Genomic DNA, 15,521 nt, shown 5'->3' with positions numbered 1-15,521 from the left:
CACCGGACTGCACCGCATCGGCAGCAGCTACCGACTCTGTTTCAACTTCCTCGACCACACCGGCCTACGACTATGACCATCACCCAAAAACCGAAAGATCTTTAGTGATCAGCGCGCACGGCGCCCTCGTCCGAGAGCAGAACCTCGCCGGCCTCCGCGTCGGTGATGAAGTGCTGATGGGTCCGGGCCTCGGGCCGCTGCCACCCGTGGTGATCCTCAGCGCGTGCCACACGGCACCCCGAGGCGCAGGCACGGTCAGCGTGACCGACCTGCTGCTGCGCGAAGGCGCCATCGCGGTGCTCGGGACGCAGGTTCCCGTCGATGTCAGGCGCAACGCCATGTTGATGATGCGGTTCTTCCTCTATATCGCCGAGGTGCTGGCAGGGCGCGAGCAGCATTCGACGCTCCTCGACGTCTGGCACCGCGTACAGACCTCGAACGCTATCAACGACGTGCTGGACGGCGGTCGGTTGCTGCGCGAATGGGGGCTAAATCCAGCCGCAAGCGGCAGCCCAGTTCTCGTGGAGTTCATGGCTACTCGCGCCGCTGGACAACTTCGAGCAGGCCACATCTACGCCGACACTGAGCGGGTCCTCGCCGAGATCGCCGACGATCAAGGCATCGGTGGCCGTGTCCGCAACTGGTTTCAGCGCCCCGGGTACGTACCAGAGTCGCTGTTCTACGCCTTTGCCGGCCGGCCGGACCGCATTCACTTGCGGTCTCTCGCGCAAACCGCAAAGGCCTGACCTCGTGATGGCGGTCCGAGCCTCCAGCGGTGAGATCGGCCTGAGGTCGCTGAAACTAGCGGTCCACTCGTTTGAGGCCTCGCGTCGATGGCGGTTGAAGCGCGACGATGAGGTCGCTACGCTATCGGTATGTGCACACGTTTCCGGCGTGTGTGCTCGGTTTCTGGGCCGGAGTCCCCCCTTCGACACCAGTGTTGGTAGATTTTCACCAACATCAGCATTCAGCACACACGACGGCAGACACGCCGACTGACCCGAGCGGGTGACCACCCGGTCGGGTTTCTGCACGTCAGGGCCCTATTCGGGCGGCGACGACGACCGGCATACAGCGCAGCGCCCCGGCGGCGGCCGAGCAGATGATCGCCGCGCTGATCCCCACACCACTCCCCCGCCCACGGCCGGAACCCGCACCACTGCCCACATTGCCGGCCGTGCCGTCCGCCGCCGAGCCGGTCGTGCCGACGTTGGACATCGCCCGGCTGGACCGCTCCGGCCGGGTGTCGGCCCGATCGCTGCTCGACCAGCTCGGCTGGCGGCCCGGCGACCGCCTGCGGGTCGATGTCATCGACGGTGCGATCCTCATCTGGCCAGCATCCGATGGCTGGCCCCTGGTCGGCGCGCGCGGTGACCTCGCCCTGCCCGTCGCGGTCCGACAGATGTGCGCCATTTACACCTGGGACCTCGTCGTCCTCGCCGCCGAGCGCGTCCACGACCTCCTGATCGTCCACCCCGCCGCGACGGTGGCGCGACTGCTCGCTGGCCTCCATACCCGTCTGACAGCGGGTGGCCATGGCCGCTGAACCGGCACGCACCGCGCAGGCGCGGACACTGCTGGCCGAACTCGGGGTTACCCTCGCCGACGCACGACGCCCGACCAGCGACGCCGACGGTCGACGCGTACCTCCCACAGGGCCTCGCGGCCGCCGGCCCGGGCGCGCTGCGCACCTACCGCAGTTACTGGCACCGCATGACCACGACCTGGACCGGGCGGCCGATCGACACCGTCACCGCCAGCGACATCGAAGCCATGCGACAACAGATCACCGACCACGCACACGTCCGGCGCAACAGCCGCGACGGCCGCCACGCCGGCGAACTGTTCGTCGCCGCCGCCAGCGCCTCCTACAACCGCGCCATTGCCGACGGCCTGATCCACGCCGCCGACAGCCCGGCGCACCGCGTGACCAAACCCCGGCGACTCCCCAGCACCCGATGAGCACTGACAGCGGACGAACTCGCCGAGATCAACCTGGCTGCCCGCACCAGCGGCAACGACACCATCCTCGACGCGCTCCTGCGGTCGCCGCTGCCCTGGCCGCTATGACCGGTCAGCCGCACCCGCTCGCGCAGCCCAGTGGTCTACCGCAACCTTGAACACGGTCGAGTCGCGACAGGGCGGTACGGCGTCACGAACGCGCCGAAGCGGACGTGGTCCACCTCCAAGCCTTCCGCCGAACACCAGGTTCAGCAGAGTGCGAACCGACATCGGTGTTGCATCCGGTAGCAGGGTGCAGGCTTGCCGCCGGTCGAGCAACCGCTCCGGCTTGCCGAGTTCGACGCGATGTTCGCCACCGCCGCCCGGGCGGTCGAGACGCTCACCGCGGCGCACGTCCGGATGCGGTTCGGGGCCCATCTGGGCTCCGCACCACCGCGGTGTGCTGCGATGTCCCTATGCCGATCATCCGCTCGATCCTGCTGTTCCTCGTCGCGGCCATCGCCGAGATCGGCGGCGCCTGGCTGATCTGGCAGGGCGTCCGCGAGCACAAAGGGCTGCTGTGGATCGGCGCGGGGATCGCCGCGCTCGGCGCCTACGGGTTCGTCGCCACCTTGCAGCCCGACGCGAACTTCGGCCGCATCCTCGCCGCGTATGGCGGCGTGTTCGTCGCCGGATCCCTCGGCTGGGCCATGGCCGTGGACAAATTCCGCCCCGACCGCTACGACATCATCGGCGCCGCCGTCTGCCTCATCGGTGTCGTCGTCATCATGTACGCCCCGCGCCGGTAGCGGCATACTGCCCCGATGAACGGGGTGACCGTGCCTAACCGCCTCGCGGGCAGCGCACGCGGCGACCCGGGACCGCAATGTCGCGTATGGATCCGGCAGCTGCCCGCGATGGTCGACGACTCTGCCGCCCCGGTGCGCCGCTCGGGCTGGTACGCCAGAGCAGAGCACGACGTGGTCGTGACAGGTCTGCTGCGATGGCTGTGCGGACGCCGTCCGCCCGGTGTGGCTGTGTTCGAGCCGTAGTGGTCACGTGGGAGACGTGTGCAGCCGAGTTCGAGACCTGGTTCGCTGCGGACTGGATGTCGGGCTGGCGCGGGCCGCCGTGGTGCCGTGGCGGACGCTGCCTGCGACCGCGTCCCGGCAGGTGCTGCTGGCCACGAACCTGCCCATGGGCGATGTCAGTCCGCGGCGGTGACGGCCGGCAGGAACGTGGCGTGCAGTTCCCCGCCGGGGTGGTCCAGCGCGAGATAACTGTCGGCCCGGACGTGGACGGCGAAGCCGGGCAGGGCGTAGAACGCCGCGGTGCGGTCCAGGTCGGTGGAGCCCAGCACCGGCACGGTGGCACGGACCGCGGGCGTCGCCGGTCGCGGTGTGCCGCGGCGGTGGAGCAGGCCGGACAGTCCGGCGCGGCGGGCCGCCCACAACGCGCAGCCGGTGCAGATGTACACGCCGGGCGTGGCGCCGAGCTCGGCGACCTGGTTCTCGGGCCGCCACCGTCCGCAGCAGCCGCACCGGCGTTCGCCGGTTCCCACGCCGGCCGTCATCCCGGGACCCGCGGCGTGCACCGCGCGGCCAGCCCGGCCGCCAGCTGGGCCACGTCCGGAACGCCGGCCAGACCGCGCGACGTGGCATACAGGCGGCAGGTCGCGCCACTCACGGAAGGCGGACCGTCGAACAGGTCCACGCCGTCCATCAGGAAGGTCGGCGACCCCGCGAACCCGGCCACGAGAGTCTCGCCGTCCACCGGTGCGTAGCGGATCTCGACGTCGGATCGGCCCACCTGGTCGAGCGCCAGCCGGAGCCGTTCACCGGCCGGCTGCCAGTTGGGGCAGCCCGGCGTGTATACCAGCGCCACCTGCATACCGGCCATTCTGCTCGCCCGCCCTGGTTGCGCACCCTTCCGCGACCGGCCCGCTATACCGATCACGGCATTCAATATCTAGGCTAGCTACATGTAGCGCCTCTACTTCTGGTGGTGGGTCATGCGGGTGTTCGGGCTGGAGATCCCTGATGCCGGGCCGGTGTTCGCCGTGGCGCTGGTCCTGCACGTGGCGGCCGGGCTGACCTGCGTGGCGGCGGGGACCCTCGCTGCCACGGCGCGCAAGGAGCGGGGCCGGAACCCTCGGGCCGGACGGGTCTACCTGTACGGGCTCGGCGTCGTGTTCATGACCGCGACGGTGATGTCGGTGATCCGCTGGCCGCACGACGCACACCTCCTCGCTGTCGCCGTTGTGGCGTCCGGCCTGGGGATGACCGGCTGGTGGGCGCGGCAGCGGCGCGGCCGGGGCTGGGTGCGGTGGCACGCGATCGGGATGGGCGGCTCGTTCATCGCGCTGCTGACCGGCTTCTACGTCGACAACGGCCCGCAGCTGCCGGTGTGGGACCGGCTGCCGCCGATCGCGTTCTGGTTCCTCCCGGCCGCCGTCGGCATACCGCTGCTGTACTTCGCGGTCCGCCGCTTCACACGGCCGGTCACGCCGCGACGCGGACCTGCCGCACCAAACTGACCAGGTGCCAGCCGCCAGCGCCGACCGCGCCGAGGCGGACCGCGCTCGCTGCGGCGGCGAGTACCGTCAGCGTTCCGTCCGCCGCGCCGTGCAGACCGGCCGCGGCGAGCAGGCTCACATCGCCGCCCAGGCAGAGGACCGCAGCGAGCACCGCCGCCGGTGACGCGATCGGACGCAGCCCGGGCAGCCGGTACATCAGCCGTCCGGTACCGGCGACGGCGAGCACCGCGGCCGGGACCGCGACGGCCAGCAGGTAGGGATACACGGAGCTCGCGGAGACCGCCGCGGCGGCCCGGTCGTACCAGCCGCCCGCCGGATCAGGGGTCGCCGCGACCCAGGTCGCGCCGACCAGCGGCCCACCGGCGAGCAACCCGAGCGCGAGCCGGTGCGTCCACGTGGCGCACAGCTCGCGGGTGAACGCCGCAGCGACGACCCCGGGCGGGCCGGACTCGTCGACCGCCTGCCGTGCCGCGTCCACCGGGCGGGCACCGCGCTCGACGCGGGCCCGCACGGCGCACTCGAGTCCGTCGCGCAGTTCGGCGCGGATCGCGGTCCGGCCTCGGCGCCCGGTAGGGATCCGGCGGGTCAGCGCATCGAGGTACGCGGCGATGATCGCGTCCGCCTCGGCATCAGCGCCCATACGGCCATCGTACGGTCGCGTTGCAGGTGGCGTCGATGACGACATTGCGGACGGTGAACCCCAGCCGCCGCATGGTCTCGGCGGCGCCCAGCGCGTGCCGCAGCAGGTCCGCGGACCGCAGCGGGCCTACGGCTTGCTGATGTACGGCTCGGCGGTTCCCTGCGCGCTGCTGCTGGCGAGGGCCTCGGCGCCGTCGGGGTGATGTGTCGGTATCGGCGACGGTGTGCCGGCTTTGACGACGATGCCGGTCGCGGCGATCAGGCACGCGACGCCGACGGCGGCGAGGGCCGGGGTGTAGCCGCCGGCGGTGTGCAGTGCCGCGGCGCCGAGCGGTGCGCCGGCCCGGGCCAGGGTGATGGGGACGGTGAGGATGCCGGCGATGGTGGCGTAGGCGACGGTGCCGTACCGGTCGGCGAGCAGCGCCGGTGAGGCGAGGCTGGAGATGCCGAAGCCGAGCCCGAACGCGATGACTCCGGCGACCGCGCCGGCTCGGCTGCCGGCGACGGCGAGCAGGGACAGGGCGGCGAGGGCCTGGACGGTGTAGATCGCCGCGACGACGGTGGTGATGCGGAGGCGGCGCTGGGCGCCGGTGAGGACGAGCCGCCCGGTCACGGACAGCACGCCGAGCAGGCCGGCGACGGTCGCGGCGAACGTGACCGGATGCCCTTTCCCGGTGAGGAACCCGACGAGGTGCACGGTCATCGTGGTCATCGCGGCGCCGTGGGCGACAAACGCGACGGCGAGGGCCCAGAACCGGCCGTCGCGCAGGGCGGCGCCCACCACGGCCCGCCGCGCCGCGGGCTGTCGTTGCCGGGCGGTCGCGGTCGTGTGCGGCGGACGGCGCAGGACCAGACCGTGCAGCGGGACCGTGACCAGGCCGTGCAGGGCGGCGAGGATGAGCAGGGCATGCTGCCAGCCGTACCGCTGCACCAGGGCCCCGGTCAGCGGCAGGAAGACGGCGCTGGCGAACCCGGCGACGATGGTGATCGCCAGCAGCGCCTTCGCCCGCTGCTGCGGGTCGAACCACGACACCACGACGGCGAAGGCCGCCTCGTACTGCACCATCGCCGAGGTGAGCCCGACGCCGATGAGCACGGCGTATAGCTGCGGCACGCTCGACACCTGGGACCAGGCGACGAGCAGCCCGGTCGCGACGGTGGAGCCGACGGTCATCAGCGCCCGGCCGCCGTGCCGGTCCAGCCACCGCCCGACCGGTACCGCCATCACCGCCCCGGCGAGGATCGACGCCGTCAACGCACCGGTCACGGTGGTCTTCGAGGTGTGCAGCGTGGCGGCCATCGGTTGCAGGAGGACGGCGAAGGCGTAGTAGAGGGTGCCGTAGCCGACGGTTTGGGTGACGGCGAGCGCCGCGACGATCCGCCAGCCGTGGAAGACGGGCCGGTGGCCCCCGGCTGGGACGTCGGGAGCCACCGGATCGCGAAGCTGCGACATCAGCTGCAGCAACCGCCACTCTGCTCGGTCGCGGTGGACGGCGCCGCCGACACCAGCGTCAGCGGCGTGGACAGCAACCCGCCGGCGATGCCGGTCGCGAGACCGCGCCCTGCCGGGGCGGCGGTTTCGGCCGGGGTGCCGCAGCAGGCGCTACCGGCGGTGCTGACCGTCTCCTCGTCGGCGACCGGGTTGCTGTTGCAGACGCCGGTCTCCGGCAGGTCCAGCTGGACGTCGCGGGCGGCGGTCCAGTCCCCGGCGAGGGCGGCGACGACGGAGCGGGCCTGCTCGTAGCCGGTGGCGAGCAGGAACGTCGGGGCGCGGCCGTAGCTCTTCATGCCGATGGCGTAGAAGCCGGGCTCCGGATGGGTGAGCTCGTCGACGCCGTGCGGCGGCACCGTGCCGCAGGAGTGCTGGTTGGGGTCGATGAGCGGGGCGAGGGCGCGGGTCGAGCCGAGGATGGGGTCGAGGTCCAGGCGCAGCTCGGACACGATGCCGTGGTCCGGGCGGAACCCGGTCGCGGCGACGATCCGGTCGACGACGACGGCACGCTCGCCGCTGGAGACCTCCACCGCGCCGTCCGGCAGGACGGTGAGCGTCTCGGCGGAGAACCCGGTGACGAGGTCGATCCGGCCCGCCTCGACGTGCTCGCGCAGCCGGGTGCCGATGGCGCCGCGGGCCGGCAGCGCGTCGGCGGTCTCCCCGCCGTAGGTGCGGGTGGGGTCCGCCGCGCGGATCGCCCAGGTGACCTCGGTGCCGGGGACCAGCGCGGCCAGCTCGGCGAGGACCAGGAGCGTGTTCGCGGCCGAGTGACCGGCACCGACGACCAGGGTGCGCTTGCCGGCGAACCTGTCGCGGTCGGCGCCGAGGATGTCGGGCAGGGCGTGCTCGACGAACGCGGCCGCCGCGGCCTCGCCGTGCGCGGCGATGCCGGACGCGCCGAGGACGTTCGGGGTGGACCAGGTGCCGGAGGCGTCGATCACGGCCCGGCCGAGGAGGTCGGTGCCGTCGGCGAGCCGGACCAGGAACGGCGTGGCGTCGCGGCCCGCGGTGCGCAGCCGGTCCAGGCCGAGCCGGGTCACGGCCACGACCCGGGCACCGTAGCGCACGTGCGGCTTGAGCACGGGCAGGTCCGCGAGGGGCTGCAGGTAGTCGGCGGCGAGTTGCCCGCCGGTGGGCAGCCGCTCGGCGTCGGGCTCGACCCAGCCGGCGTCGATGAGCAGGCGACGGGCCGCCGCGTCGACGGTGTACCGCCATGGCGAGAACAGCCGCACGTGCGCCCACTGCCGCACGGCGGCGGCCGGACCGTCACCGGCTTCCAGGACGACGAACGGCAGGCCCCGCTCATGCAGGTGCGCGGCGGCGGCCAGACCGACGGGGCCGGCGCCGATGACGACGACAGGCAGCGTGTTCATGTCAGGTTCCTTGTCTCGACAGAATTCGAAATATGAGGGTGTACTGCGGCCGGTCGACTGTTCGGGGACGCCTCAGGCGACGTGTGGGCTGCGACGTTCGATGAACACCACGTCGCGCCACCGGTTGCCCTGGCTGGCGTGGCGGCCGATGCGTTCGCGGATGCCGACCTCGCGGAAGCCGGCGGCGCGGTGCAGGGCCCGGCTGGCGGCGTTCTCCGGGAAGACGCCGGACTGCACGGTCCAGATTCCGGCCGCATCGGTGGACGCGAGCAGAGCGTCGAGCAGGGCCCGGCCGACCCCACGCCCCTGCGCGGCGGGGTCGACGTAGACGGAGTGCTCGACGACTCCGGCGTACACCGGCCGAGCGGAGACTTGCGAGACGGCCACCCAGCCGAGCACGAACCCATCGGGGTCGACGGCGACGAGTCGGTGTTCCCGCAGTTTGCCCGTGTCGAACGCCGCCCAGGAGGGGGCGGTGTCCTCGAAGCTCGCGTTGCTGGCGTCCATGCCCGACTGGTAGATCGCCAGGACCGCGGCCGCGTCGGCGGCGGTCATCGGGCGGATCGCGATGTCGCTCATCCGCAGCCGCCGATCGGGCTCGGGGCGGGTCTGCCCATCACGACGTCGGCGGCGGACGGGAAGCACGCGACGCAGGCGGTGTTGATCCGGTAGTGCCGGGCGTTGCCGACCGCCTCGACCAGGACGAACCGCACCTCGGTCAGGATCTTCAGGTGCTGCGACACTGTCGACTGCGCCAGCCCGACCGCCGAAACGATCGCGCCCACGCTCAACGGCGTCCCCTGCCGGGCGAGGTACTCCACGATCTGCACCCGGGACGGATCGGCGAGCGCGCGGAACCAGGAGGCGTACTCCTCCGCGGTCGCACGGTCCAGCAGTTCCGGCACCATCCACCAGCTTCATCGCTCATCGCCGATCAACGATTGAAGTGTAGCCGGATCCACGGTCGCCAGCCAGCAGGTCGCGACCACGAGCTTCGCAACGGCGCTCAGCGTCCCGGTCTCGACGCGGTCCGCCGTGTCGGCCGGGCTGTGATACCCAGCCATCCCGGCACCGATCCCGACCGCCGCCAGACCAACGGCGGCGTAGCGGCGGTTGTCGGAGGCGACCGGACCGGCGACCAGCGGCAGCCCGGTGTGCCGACCCGCCTGGTCGAGCGCGGCGAGGAGTGCGTGCGCGGGGCCGCCCGCCTCGACCGCGGCGGCCTGGTGCAGGTTGCCGGCGCCGTCGACGTTGACGACCAGCGGCGCCCCGCCGCCGGCCCTCAGCCGCGTCGCGTGGTGTGCGGAGCCGAGCGCGCCGGTCTCCTCCGCGTCGAGCAGCGCGACGGACAGCCGGAGGCTTCCCGCGAGAATGCGGGCGGTTTCGAGCACGACGGCGACGCCGCTGCCGTTGTCGGCCGCCGCCGGTTGCCGCAGACCGGGGTGGTCGCCGACGCCGTCGTAGTGTGCGGTCAGCAGCACCTCCACCCCCGTACCGTCGGGCCACGTGCCGTGCACATTGGCGGCGGGCACGTCCAGGCGGCGGATCGGCGCATTCCCGGCCAGCCACCCGCCGCCGCCGACCGCCGTGTTGTGCAGGGCCGCGTGGGTGGCGGTGTCGAGGGTGAGGATCGGCAACGGGCCCGGGTTCGGCCCGGCCAGCATCGTGTAGTGCCACCCGTCGGCGTCCACACCCCGACCGAACAGCAGCCCGACAGCGCCGTGCGAGTGGCCGTACGCGTCGAACACCGTCATCCCGGACGGCACCACCACCCACCGGCCCGTCGGGTCCGACGCACCCGCGACCGCCAGGTCGCCGCGGCGCACGAGGGGCTGGTCGGCGGAGGCGAGGTGGACGGCCACATCCCGGCCGAACGCCAGGCGTCTGGTGGTCACGCCGTCGTGCCACTGCACCTCGGGTGCGGTGTAGACCTCGGGGACGGCCCGGACCGGGAACGACTCCAGGGTCACGGCCGCGCCGAGGTCGGCGAGATGCTGGGCGAGCCACGCCCGAGCGGCGGCACCGCCGGCCGAACCTACCCGGCGCCCGCCGAACGGCGCCTCGGCAAGCGTGGCGACCGTGGCGGCCATCCGCTCACCGGACACCGCGTCGAGCAGCCCGGCGAGCGCAGCCGGACGGCCGGCGGCGGCGCTCATCCGCAGCAGCCCGCGCCGGAGGCGACCGCCTCGGCCTTCGCCGACGTCCCGCAGCACGAACCGGCCTCGGTCGCCTCGGCCGCGGTGCCGCAACACGGCGACGCGCTCGTAGGCGCCGGCAGCACGAGGGTCGCCTGCGCCGGATTGCCGCAGCAGCCGCTCGCGCCGGCGACGTCGAGCGCGGCGGCCGGGTCGCCGGTGAAGCCGCCCTGGGTCTGGGTGTTGGTCATGATGACACTCCTTTGACTGGGTACTGGCTGGTTGACGGTGCGGGTGGGTGCGTCAGCAGGGGCCGGCCCAGACTGTCTTGACATCTGTCGAATCAAACGGTTGCACGCTGATTCGATATCTGTCAACCTAGAGATATGTCAAAACAAGCGACGGTACTCACGCTCACCGACCTCAACGCGGACGAGCCGTGCTGCCCGCCGATCGCGCAGCACCGCATCCCTGCTGAGACCGCGGTCGTCCTCGCCCCGGCGTTCAAGGCGCTCGGCGACCCGGTACGGCTGCAGCTCATGTCGATGATCGCGTCGGCCCCGGACGGGGAGATGTGCGTGTGCGACCTGACCCCGCAGTTCGAGCTGTCCGGGCCGACGATCTCCCACCACCTGAAGACCCTGCGCGAAGCCGGCCTCGTCGACTCCGACCGGCGTGGCACCTGGGTCTACTACCGGGCCCGGCCCGGCATCATGCGCCAGCTCGCCGCCCTGCTGACCGTGGACATCGCGACACCGGCCCGCTGAGTCCGCTTGCCCTGCGGCGAGCCGCCACCAGCTCCAGCGATCCGCACGCCACCACCAACGACCACCGGGCGGGGGCGATACGAGCCTGCCCACGACTCCCCGAGATCCGACACTTCGGCAGTCTCATGGTGCAGCGTTCGCAAGATGCTGGTGATGTCGACGCGTTTGGCGGTCTCCGCGCCGCGATGACCGAGCAGCTGCGCGCCGAGGAGGCGCCCGGTGGTCCGGTCGCCGGTCACCCGCATCCGGATCGGTGGCGCGCCCGGGTAGTACGACGAGCGGGCGCATGAATGCCTTCCAGGGTGGGGCTACCGCCGGCCTGACCGCCCGGCGGCGGGGCTTGCGACGGGCGGTGTCAGCCGGTCGTGACGGGCAGCTCGGTGAGCAGCTGCTCGACGCGGGCCCTGATGGCGTCGCGGATCGGGCGGACGGCGTCGATGCCCTGCCCGGCGGGGTCGTCGAGCTTCCAGTCCAGGTATCGCTTGCCCGGGAAGACGGGGCAGACGTCGCCGCAGCCCATCGTGATGAGCACGTCGGAGGCCTCGGCGGTCTCGTAGTCCAGCTTCCGCGGGGTGTTGGCGGTGATGTCGATGCCGACCTCCCGCATCGCCTCGACCGCGACCGGGTTGATCTGCGACGCGGGCTCGCTGCCGGCGGAGCGGACCTCGACGGTGTCGCCGGCGAGGTGGCGCAGCCAGCCGGCGGCCATCTGCGACCGGCCGGCGTTGTGGACGCAGACGAACAGGACGCTGGGCTTGTCACTCATGTGCTTCGGTTCCTCCGTGCGGTCGAGTCAGGACGAGCGAGCGGACTGCGGGCGACCGGCGACGACGGTGTCGGCGGCCCTTCCGGCGTCCGGGTACAACGCCAGCAGCAGCGCTGCGCCCACCAGCAGCCCGGCGAGCTGCGCCACCACGAAGCCGGGCACCGAGGACGGGGCGATCCCGGCGAACGTGTCGGTGAACGCGCGGCCGATCGTGACGGCCGGGTTGGCGAAGCTGGTGGAGGACGTGAACCAGTAGGCGCCGCCGATGTACGCGCCGACCGCGGCCGGGGCGACGGCGGCGCGGCCGGAGCGGGCGAGGGCGAAGATCAGCAGGATCAGGCCGACGGTGGCGACGACCTCACCGAGCCACAGGTGGGCGGCCGCGCGCTCCTTGCCGGAGAAGTCGACGGCGGCGAGGTCGAACATGAGGTTCGCGAGGATCGAGCCGGCGATCGCGCCGACGGTCTGCGCCACGACGTACCGGCCGAGGTCCTTGACGGTGAGTCCGATGCCGGTGCGGCGGCCCAGGAACCAGTCCGCGATCGACACGACCGGGTTGAAATGCGCGCCGGACACCGGGCCGAACGTGAGGAGCAGCGCGCCGAGCGCGAACGCGGTCGCGACGGAGTTCTCCAGCAGCTGCAACCCGACATCGCCCGGGGACAGCCTCGCCGCCATGATGCCGGAGCCGACGACGGCGGTGACGAGCAGCGCGGTGCCGACGAACTCGGCGAGGAACCGTCGCCACGGTGCTGGGTGGGTCATCGAAGGCTGCTCCTGGTCGTCGAAGAGGTGCGGGTCACGCACGATCGGCTTGCCGTCGCGGTGGTGCCCCTCCACGCGGGCGAGGGCGTGCAGCCGCTGCTGGGCGAAGCGTTCGGCGAGCAGCGGCAGGAAGCGCCGTCGAACTCCCGGGCGAGCCGCGTCGCGGCGGTCCGCAGGGCGAGCTGCTGGTCGACGGACAGGTCCTGGTGGTAGTAGACGGTCGAGCCGGTGACGGCGTCAGTCATGGTGTGCTCCAGTGCGCTGGGCGGGTGCGGGCGGCGGCCCGGCCGCAGGTTCGAGGGCAGGCACGAGGCGGCCGATCCGGTCGGCGAGCTCAGCGAAGGTCGCCTCGAACGCCTCGTCGGTGTCGGCGGGCGCCGGGACCGACCAGTGCAGCCGGGGCCGTACCCCGTGGGTGAGGGCCTCGTGGGCGTTGTCGCACACGGCGACGACCAGGTCGGTGTCGTGCACGACGTCAGCGACGTGCGCCGTGCCGGTCGCGTTGATCAGCAGACCGTGCCGGCGCGCAACGTTTACCGCGCGAGGGTGGACCCGGGCCGCCGGCTCGGTGCCCGCGGACGCGGCGGGGACCGCGGCCCGCTGGGTCCACAGCGCCGCGGCGAGCTGCGAGCGGGCCGAGTTGTGCGTACACACGAACACCACCCGCGCCACGTCGGACAGGACGGGCGCGGAGAGGGATGCCAGCGCGCCGGGCTGCAGCCGGAGGTAGGTGCGGCGCCGGTCGCCTTCTGAGCGGGTGCGCACGAGCAAGCCGGCCTCGTCGAGGACCTTGACGTGGTGCGCGACGAGATTCGTCGGCAGGTCCAGGGCGCGGGCGATCTCGCCGGGTGAGGCGTCGCCGAGGGTGAGCGTATCGACGATGGCCAGGCGGGCCGGGTCACCGAGGGCGGCGTGGATCCGGGCGCGCCGCTGCACCGAATAAAGCTCAGCGTTCATTGACTCAATGATGAGTGGGTGATTGGTCGCAGTCAAACGAACAGGAGGTGACGACCGACGCAAGCGAGGCTCACGGGCCGCCGCGCCGGGCGGTACCTGTGCCCGGACGCCGGGTTCGTGCAGTCCGGCGCCGAAGCGCCCGCCTCGTGCCGTCCGCGATCGCGGCAATCGCCGACCTGTTGACGCCGCCCCGCAAGCGGGCGACGAAGAGGACCCGCTGAGCGGCGCTGATCCGACGGCGAGCCGTCGCATGGTCGGCTTCGTGCCCGACTCGCGATACAAGCGCCCCCAGCTCGTTGCACTCGCCAGCAAGCCGGCGCGGCCGTGAACGCCTTCGCCGACCACGATCGTGGCGGTACATCGGTGGTTCGAGCGCTTCCCGCACGGGCACGCAGATGGTTGCCGGGTCGACGAAGTAGCTCCGCATTCGGCAGGCGCGGCGCGGATCTGCTGGATCACCCGCGGCTGCGGCGCATCCGGATCCAGCGGTACCCGTACCCCTGGACCTGCAGTTCGAGCAGATTGCACGACGGGTACTCCCGGTCGCTGAACACCTCCACCGGCACGTCGTCCTCGTCCGGCCCAGGCCGCATGCAGACTGTCGCCGGTCGCCGGCCGAGGTTGTGCACGAACATGATCGAGCCGCTGGGTGCGTCGGCGCGGTGCGCCAGGACGCACGGCGCGTCGACCGGCACGATGGTGTGCTCACCGGTCCCGATCTCGTCGCACTCGCGCAACGTGTGCAGCATCCGCTCGAACCACAGCAGCAGCGAGTCGGCCTCACGACCCTGGTCGGTCGCATTGACCCGCTGGTACCCGAACGGGTCCGCCTCCACGAGGGGGCGGATGAGTGCACTGGGTGGGGCGGCCGAGAACCCGGCGTTGGGCGTCGGCGACCACTGCATCGGGGTGCGGATCGCGTCGCGCTCGGGAAGGCTCAGGTCCTCACCCATGCCGAGCTCGTCGCCGTAGCGCAGCACCGGCGTGCCGGGCATCGTGAACTGCAGGCTATAGGCCATGCGCAGTCGCCGCTCGTCGCCCAGCATGGGCGCGAGGCGCCGCCGGATGCCGCGCTCGTACAACTGGTGACGGCGGTCGGGGCCGAACGCGGCGAAGACGTCGGCCCGCTCGTCGTCGGTGAGGCCGGACAGGTCGACCTCGTCGTGGTTGCGCAGGAACGTGGCCGACTGCCCGTGCCGAGGCAGGAACGGCAGCGTGCGCAGCGCCTCGATCACCGGCTGCGGGTCCTGCCGCGCCAGGGCGAGCATGAGGGCCTGGTTGAGCCGGAACGCGAACAGCATCTGCAGGCGGTTCGCGGCGCCGTCGGCGTCGCCGAAGAACAGCCGCAGCTCCTCGCTGGGCACGTTCGCCTCGGCCAGGAACACTGCGTCGCCGCGCCGCCAGGACATCTGCTCGCGCAGCTCCGTGAGGAACTCGTAGTCGCGGTCGCGGGGATCCGCGCCGGGCGCCGTGCGTTCGATGACGAACGGCGCCGCGTCGACCCGGAAGCCGCTCACGCCGAGCCGCTCCCAGAACGCGACGATCTTGCATATCTCGTTCCGGACCTCGCGGTTGACGATGTTGAGGTCGGGCTGGAAGTCGTGGAAGCGGTGGTGGTACCACGCACCCGCCTGGTCGCAGTACGTCCACGTCTCCCGCTGCACGCCCGGGAACACCATGCCCTCGCTGCGGTCCGGCGGCTCCTGCTCCGACCACACGTACCAGTCCCGAAACGGCGAGCGCGGGTCGGACTGCGCAGAGACGAACCACGGGTGCTCGTCGCTGGTGTGGTTCACCACCAGGTCCAGTATCACGCGCAGGCCCCGCTCGTCGGCGACGTTCATGAACTGCGCGAAGTCGCCGAGGCTGCCCATGTCCGGGTCGACGTCGTAATGGTTGCTGACGTCGTAGCCGCCGTCGCGGTGCGGGCTCGGGTGGATCGGGCCGAGCCACAGGGCCGTCACCCCGAGCCGGCTCAGGTAGTCGATCCGGCTGATCAGGCCCTGCAGGTCGCCGATACCATCGCCGTTGGAGTCCTGGAAGGTTCGCACGTCGAGGCTGTAGATGACGGCGTTGCGATACCAGCGCTCGACCACAGTGCGCACCTCCGACACCGGTTTCAAGCCCCGTGGCGAACCCCAGTTCCCGCG

General features: G+C 72.1%; 20 protein-coding genes and 1 pseudogene. 7 read left to right on the top strand and 14 right to left on the bottom strand.

Going from position 1 to position 15,521, the window contains the following annotated elements:
- The 4 genes from ACIA8L_RS38210 to ACIA8L_RS38195 all read left to right on the top strand — a co-directional run.
- Nucleotides 1–746, top strand: a 746-nt coding sequence (locus tag ACIA8L_RS38210) for a CHAT domain-containing protein (RefSeq protein WP_395912320.1), incomplete at its 5' end; no start/stop codon positions are given.
- Nucleotides 747–1,177: 431 nt separating this feature from the next.
- A complete protein-coding gene (locus tag ACIA8L_RS38205) occupies nucleotides 1,178–1,546 on the top strand; it encodes an AbrB/MazE/SpoVT family DNA-binding domain-containing protein (RefSeq protein WP_395912318.1) in 369 nt (122 codons plus the stop codon).
- Nucleotides 1,547–1,713: 167 nt separating this feature from the next.
- Complete coding sequence (locus tag ACIA8L_RS38200; protein WP_395912316.1) at nucleotides 1,714–1,962, top strand: hypothetical protein; 249 nt, start codon at nucleotides 1,714–1,716, stop codon at nucleotides 1,960–1,962.
- A 455-nt stretch (nucleotides 1,963–2,417) separates the two neighbouring features.
- Nucleotides 2,418–2,750 carry a YnfA family protein gene (locus ACIA8L_RS38195; RefSeq protein WP_395912314.1) on the top strand — a complete coding sequence of 111 codons (333 nt, stop codon included), beginning with the start codon at nucleotides 2,418–2,420 and terminating at the stop codon, nucleotides 2,748–2,750.
- 398 nt (nucleotides 2,751–3,148) lie between these two features.
- On the opposite strand, the gene ACIA8L_RS38190 is transcribed toward ACIA8L_RS38195, so the two are convergent.
- Entirely contained in the window at nucleotides 3,149–3,502 is a 354-nt protein-coding gene (locus ACIA8L_RS38190) for a hypothetical protein (protein ID WP_395912312.1), read from the bottom strand.
- An 8-nt stretch (nucleotides 3,503–3,510) separates the two neighbouring features.
- Entirely contained in the window at nucleotides 3,511–3,831 is a 321-nt protein-coding gene (locus ACIA8L_RS38185; RefSeq protein WP_395912310.1) for a thioredoxin family protein, read from the bottom strand.
- Nucleotides 3,832–3,952: 121 nt separating this feature from the next.
- On the opposite strand from ACIA8L_RS38185, the gene ACIA8L_RS38180 reads away from it, so the two are divergent.
- A complete protein-coding gene (locus ACIA8L_RS38180) occupies nucleotides 3,953–4,477 on the top strand; it encodes a hypothetical protein (RefSeq protein ID WP_395912309.1) in 525 nt (174 codons plus the stop codon).
- Here ACIA8L_RS38180 and ACIA8L_RS38175 read toward each other — a convergent pair.
- From ACIA8L_RS38175 to ACIA8L_RS38145, 7 genes are all read right to left on the bottom strand, one after another.
- Nucleotides 4,443–5,117, bottom strand: coding sequence for a hypothetical protein (locus ACIA8L_RS38175; protein WP_395912307.1), 675 nt, complete (start codon nucleotides 5,115–5,117; stop codon nucleotides 4,443–4,445). The two genes, ACIA8L_RS38180 and ACIA8L_RS38175, sit on opposite strands and share 35 nt — an antisense overlap.
- 126 nt (nucleotides 5,118–5,243) lie before the next feature.
- Nucleotides 5,244–6,569 carry an MFS transporter gene (locus tag ACIA8L_RS38170; RefSeq protein ID WP_395912306.1) on the bottom strand — a complete coding sequence of 442 codons (1,326 nt, stop codon included), beginning with the start codon at nucleotides 6,567–6,569 and terminating at the stop codon, nucleotides 5,244–5,246.
- Nucleotides 6,569–7,981, bottom strand: a complete 1,413-nt coding sequence (locus tag ACIA8L_RS38165) for an FAD-dependent oxidoreductase (RefSeq protein ID WP_395912304.1) — start codon at nucleotides 7,979–7,981, stop codon at nucleotides 6,569–6,571. Before ACIA8L_RS38165 ends, ACIA8L_RS38170 begins: the two co-directional genes overlap by 1 nt.
- 72 nt (nucleotides 7,982–8,053) lie before the next feature.
- On the bottom strand, nucleotides 8,054–8,560 hold the full coding sequence (locus ACIA8L_RS38160) for a GNAT family N-acetyltransferase (protein WP_395912302.1): 507 nt from the start codon (nucleotides 8,558–8,560) through the stop codon (nucleotides 8,054–8,056).
- The gene (locus tag ACIA8L_RS38155) at nucleotides 8,557–8,889 is read right to left on the bottom strand and encodes an ArsR/SmtB family transcription factor (RefSeq protein ID WP_395912300.1); all 333 of its coding nucleotides are present in this window, start codon (nucleotides 8,887–8,889) and stop codon (nucleotides 8,557–8,559) included. The genes ACIA8L_RS38160 and ACIA8L_RS38155 overlap by 4 nt, the downstream gene beginning before the upstream one ends.
- A gap of 9 nt (nucleotides 8,890–8,898) precedes the next feature.
- Nucleotides 8,899–10,137, bottom strand: a complete 1,239-nt coding sequence (locus ACIA8L_RS38150) for a M28 family metallopeptidase (protein WP_395912299.1) — start codon at nucleotides 10,135–10,137, stop codon at nucleotides 8,899–8,901.
- Entirely contained in the window at nucleotides 10,134–10,367 is a 234-nt protein-coding gene (locus ACIA8L_RS38145) for a hypothetical protein (protein ID WP_395912297.1), read from the bottom strand. The genes ACIA8L_RS38150 and ACIA8L_RS38145 overlap by 4 nt, the downstream gene beginning before the upstream one ends.
- Before the next feature lie 135 nt (nucleotides 10,368–10,502).
- Here ACIA8L_RS38145 and ACIA8L_RS38140 point away from each other — a divergent pair, with 135 nt between their 5' ends.
- The gene (locus tag ACIA8L_RS38140) at nucleotides 10,503–10,883 is read left to right on the top strand and encodes an ArsR/SmtB family transcription factor (RefSeq protein ID WP_395912295.1); all 381 of its coding nucleotides are present in this window, start codon (nucleotides 10,503–10,505) and stop codon (nucleotides 10,881–10,883) included.
- Nucleotides 10,884–11,238: 355 nt separating this feature from the next.
- Here ACIA8L_RS38140 and ACIA8L_RS38135 read toward each other — a convergent pair whose 3' ends face one another.
- The 4 genes from ACIA8L_RS38135 to ACIA8L_RS38120 are packed head-to-tail and all read right to left on the bottom strand — an operon-like array spanning nucleotide 11,239 to nucleotide 13,371.
- A complete protein-coding gene (locus tag ACIA8L_RS38135; RefSeq protein ID WP_395912294.1) occupies nucleotides 11,239–11,649 on the bottom strand; it encodes an arsenate reductase ArsC in 411 nt (136 codons plus the stop codon).
- A gap of 27 nt (nucleotides 11,650–11,676) precedes the next feature.
- Nucleotides 11,677–12,456 (bottom strand): aquaporin, encoded by a 780-nt coding sequence (locus ACIA8L_RS38130; RefSeq protein ID WP_395912292.1) that lies wholly within the window; start codon nucleotides 12,454–12,456, stop codon nucleotides 11,677–11,679.
- Nucleotides 12,411–12,659, bottom strand: a complete 249-nt coding sequence (locus ACIA8L_RS38125; RefSeq protein ID WP_395912290.1) for a hypothetical protein — start codon at nucleotides 12,657–12,659, stop codon at nucleotides 12,411–12,413. The genes ACIA8L_RS38130 and ACIA8L_RS38125 overlap by 46 nt, the downstream gene beginning before the upstream one ends.
- Nucleotides 12,652–13,371, bottom strand: a complete 720-nt coding sequence (locus ACIA8L_RS38120) for a helix-turn-helix domain-containing protein (protein WP_395912289.1) — start codon at nucleotides 13,369–13,371, stop codon at nucleotides 12,652–12,654. The genes ACIA8L_RS38125 and ACIA8L_RS38120 overlap by 8 nt, the downstream gene beginning before the upstream one ends.
- Before the next feature lie 140 nt (nucleotides 13,372–13,511).
- Between ACIA8L_RS38120 and ACIA8L_RS38115 the strand changes: the two are divergent.
- A pseudogene (locus ACIA8L_RS38115) lies at nucleotides 13,512–13,592 on the top strand (transcriptional regulator); the annotation flags it as partial.
- Nucleotides 13,593–13,826: 234 nt separating this feature from the next.
- Here ACIA8L_RS38115 and ACIA8L_RS38110 read toward each other — a convergent pair.
- Nucleotides 13,827–15,467 carry an alpha-amylase family protein gene (locus tag ACIA8L_RS38110; RefSeq protein WP_395912334.1) on the bottom strand — a complete coding sequence of 547 codons (1,641 nt, stop codon included), beginning with the start codon at nucleotides 15,465–15,467 and terminating at the stop codon, nucleotides 13,827–13,829.
- Nucleotides 15,468–15,521 lie beyond the last annotated feature (54 nt).

The sequence above is a fragment of the Dactylosporangium sp. NPDC051541 genome (genome assembly GCF_044454505.1).
Taxonomy (GTDB): domain Bacteria; phylum Actinomycetota; class Actinomycetes; order Mycobacteriales; family Micromonosporaceae; genus Dactylosporangium.
The sequence above is the reverse complement of the archived record's forward strand: the minus strand, read 5'-3'. Positions and strand labels throughout refer to the sequence as shown.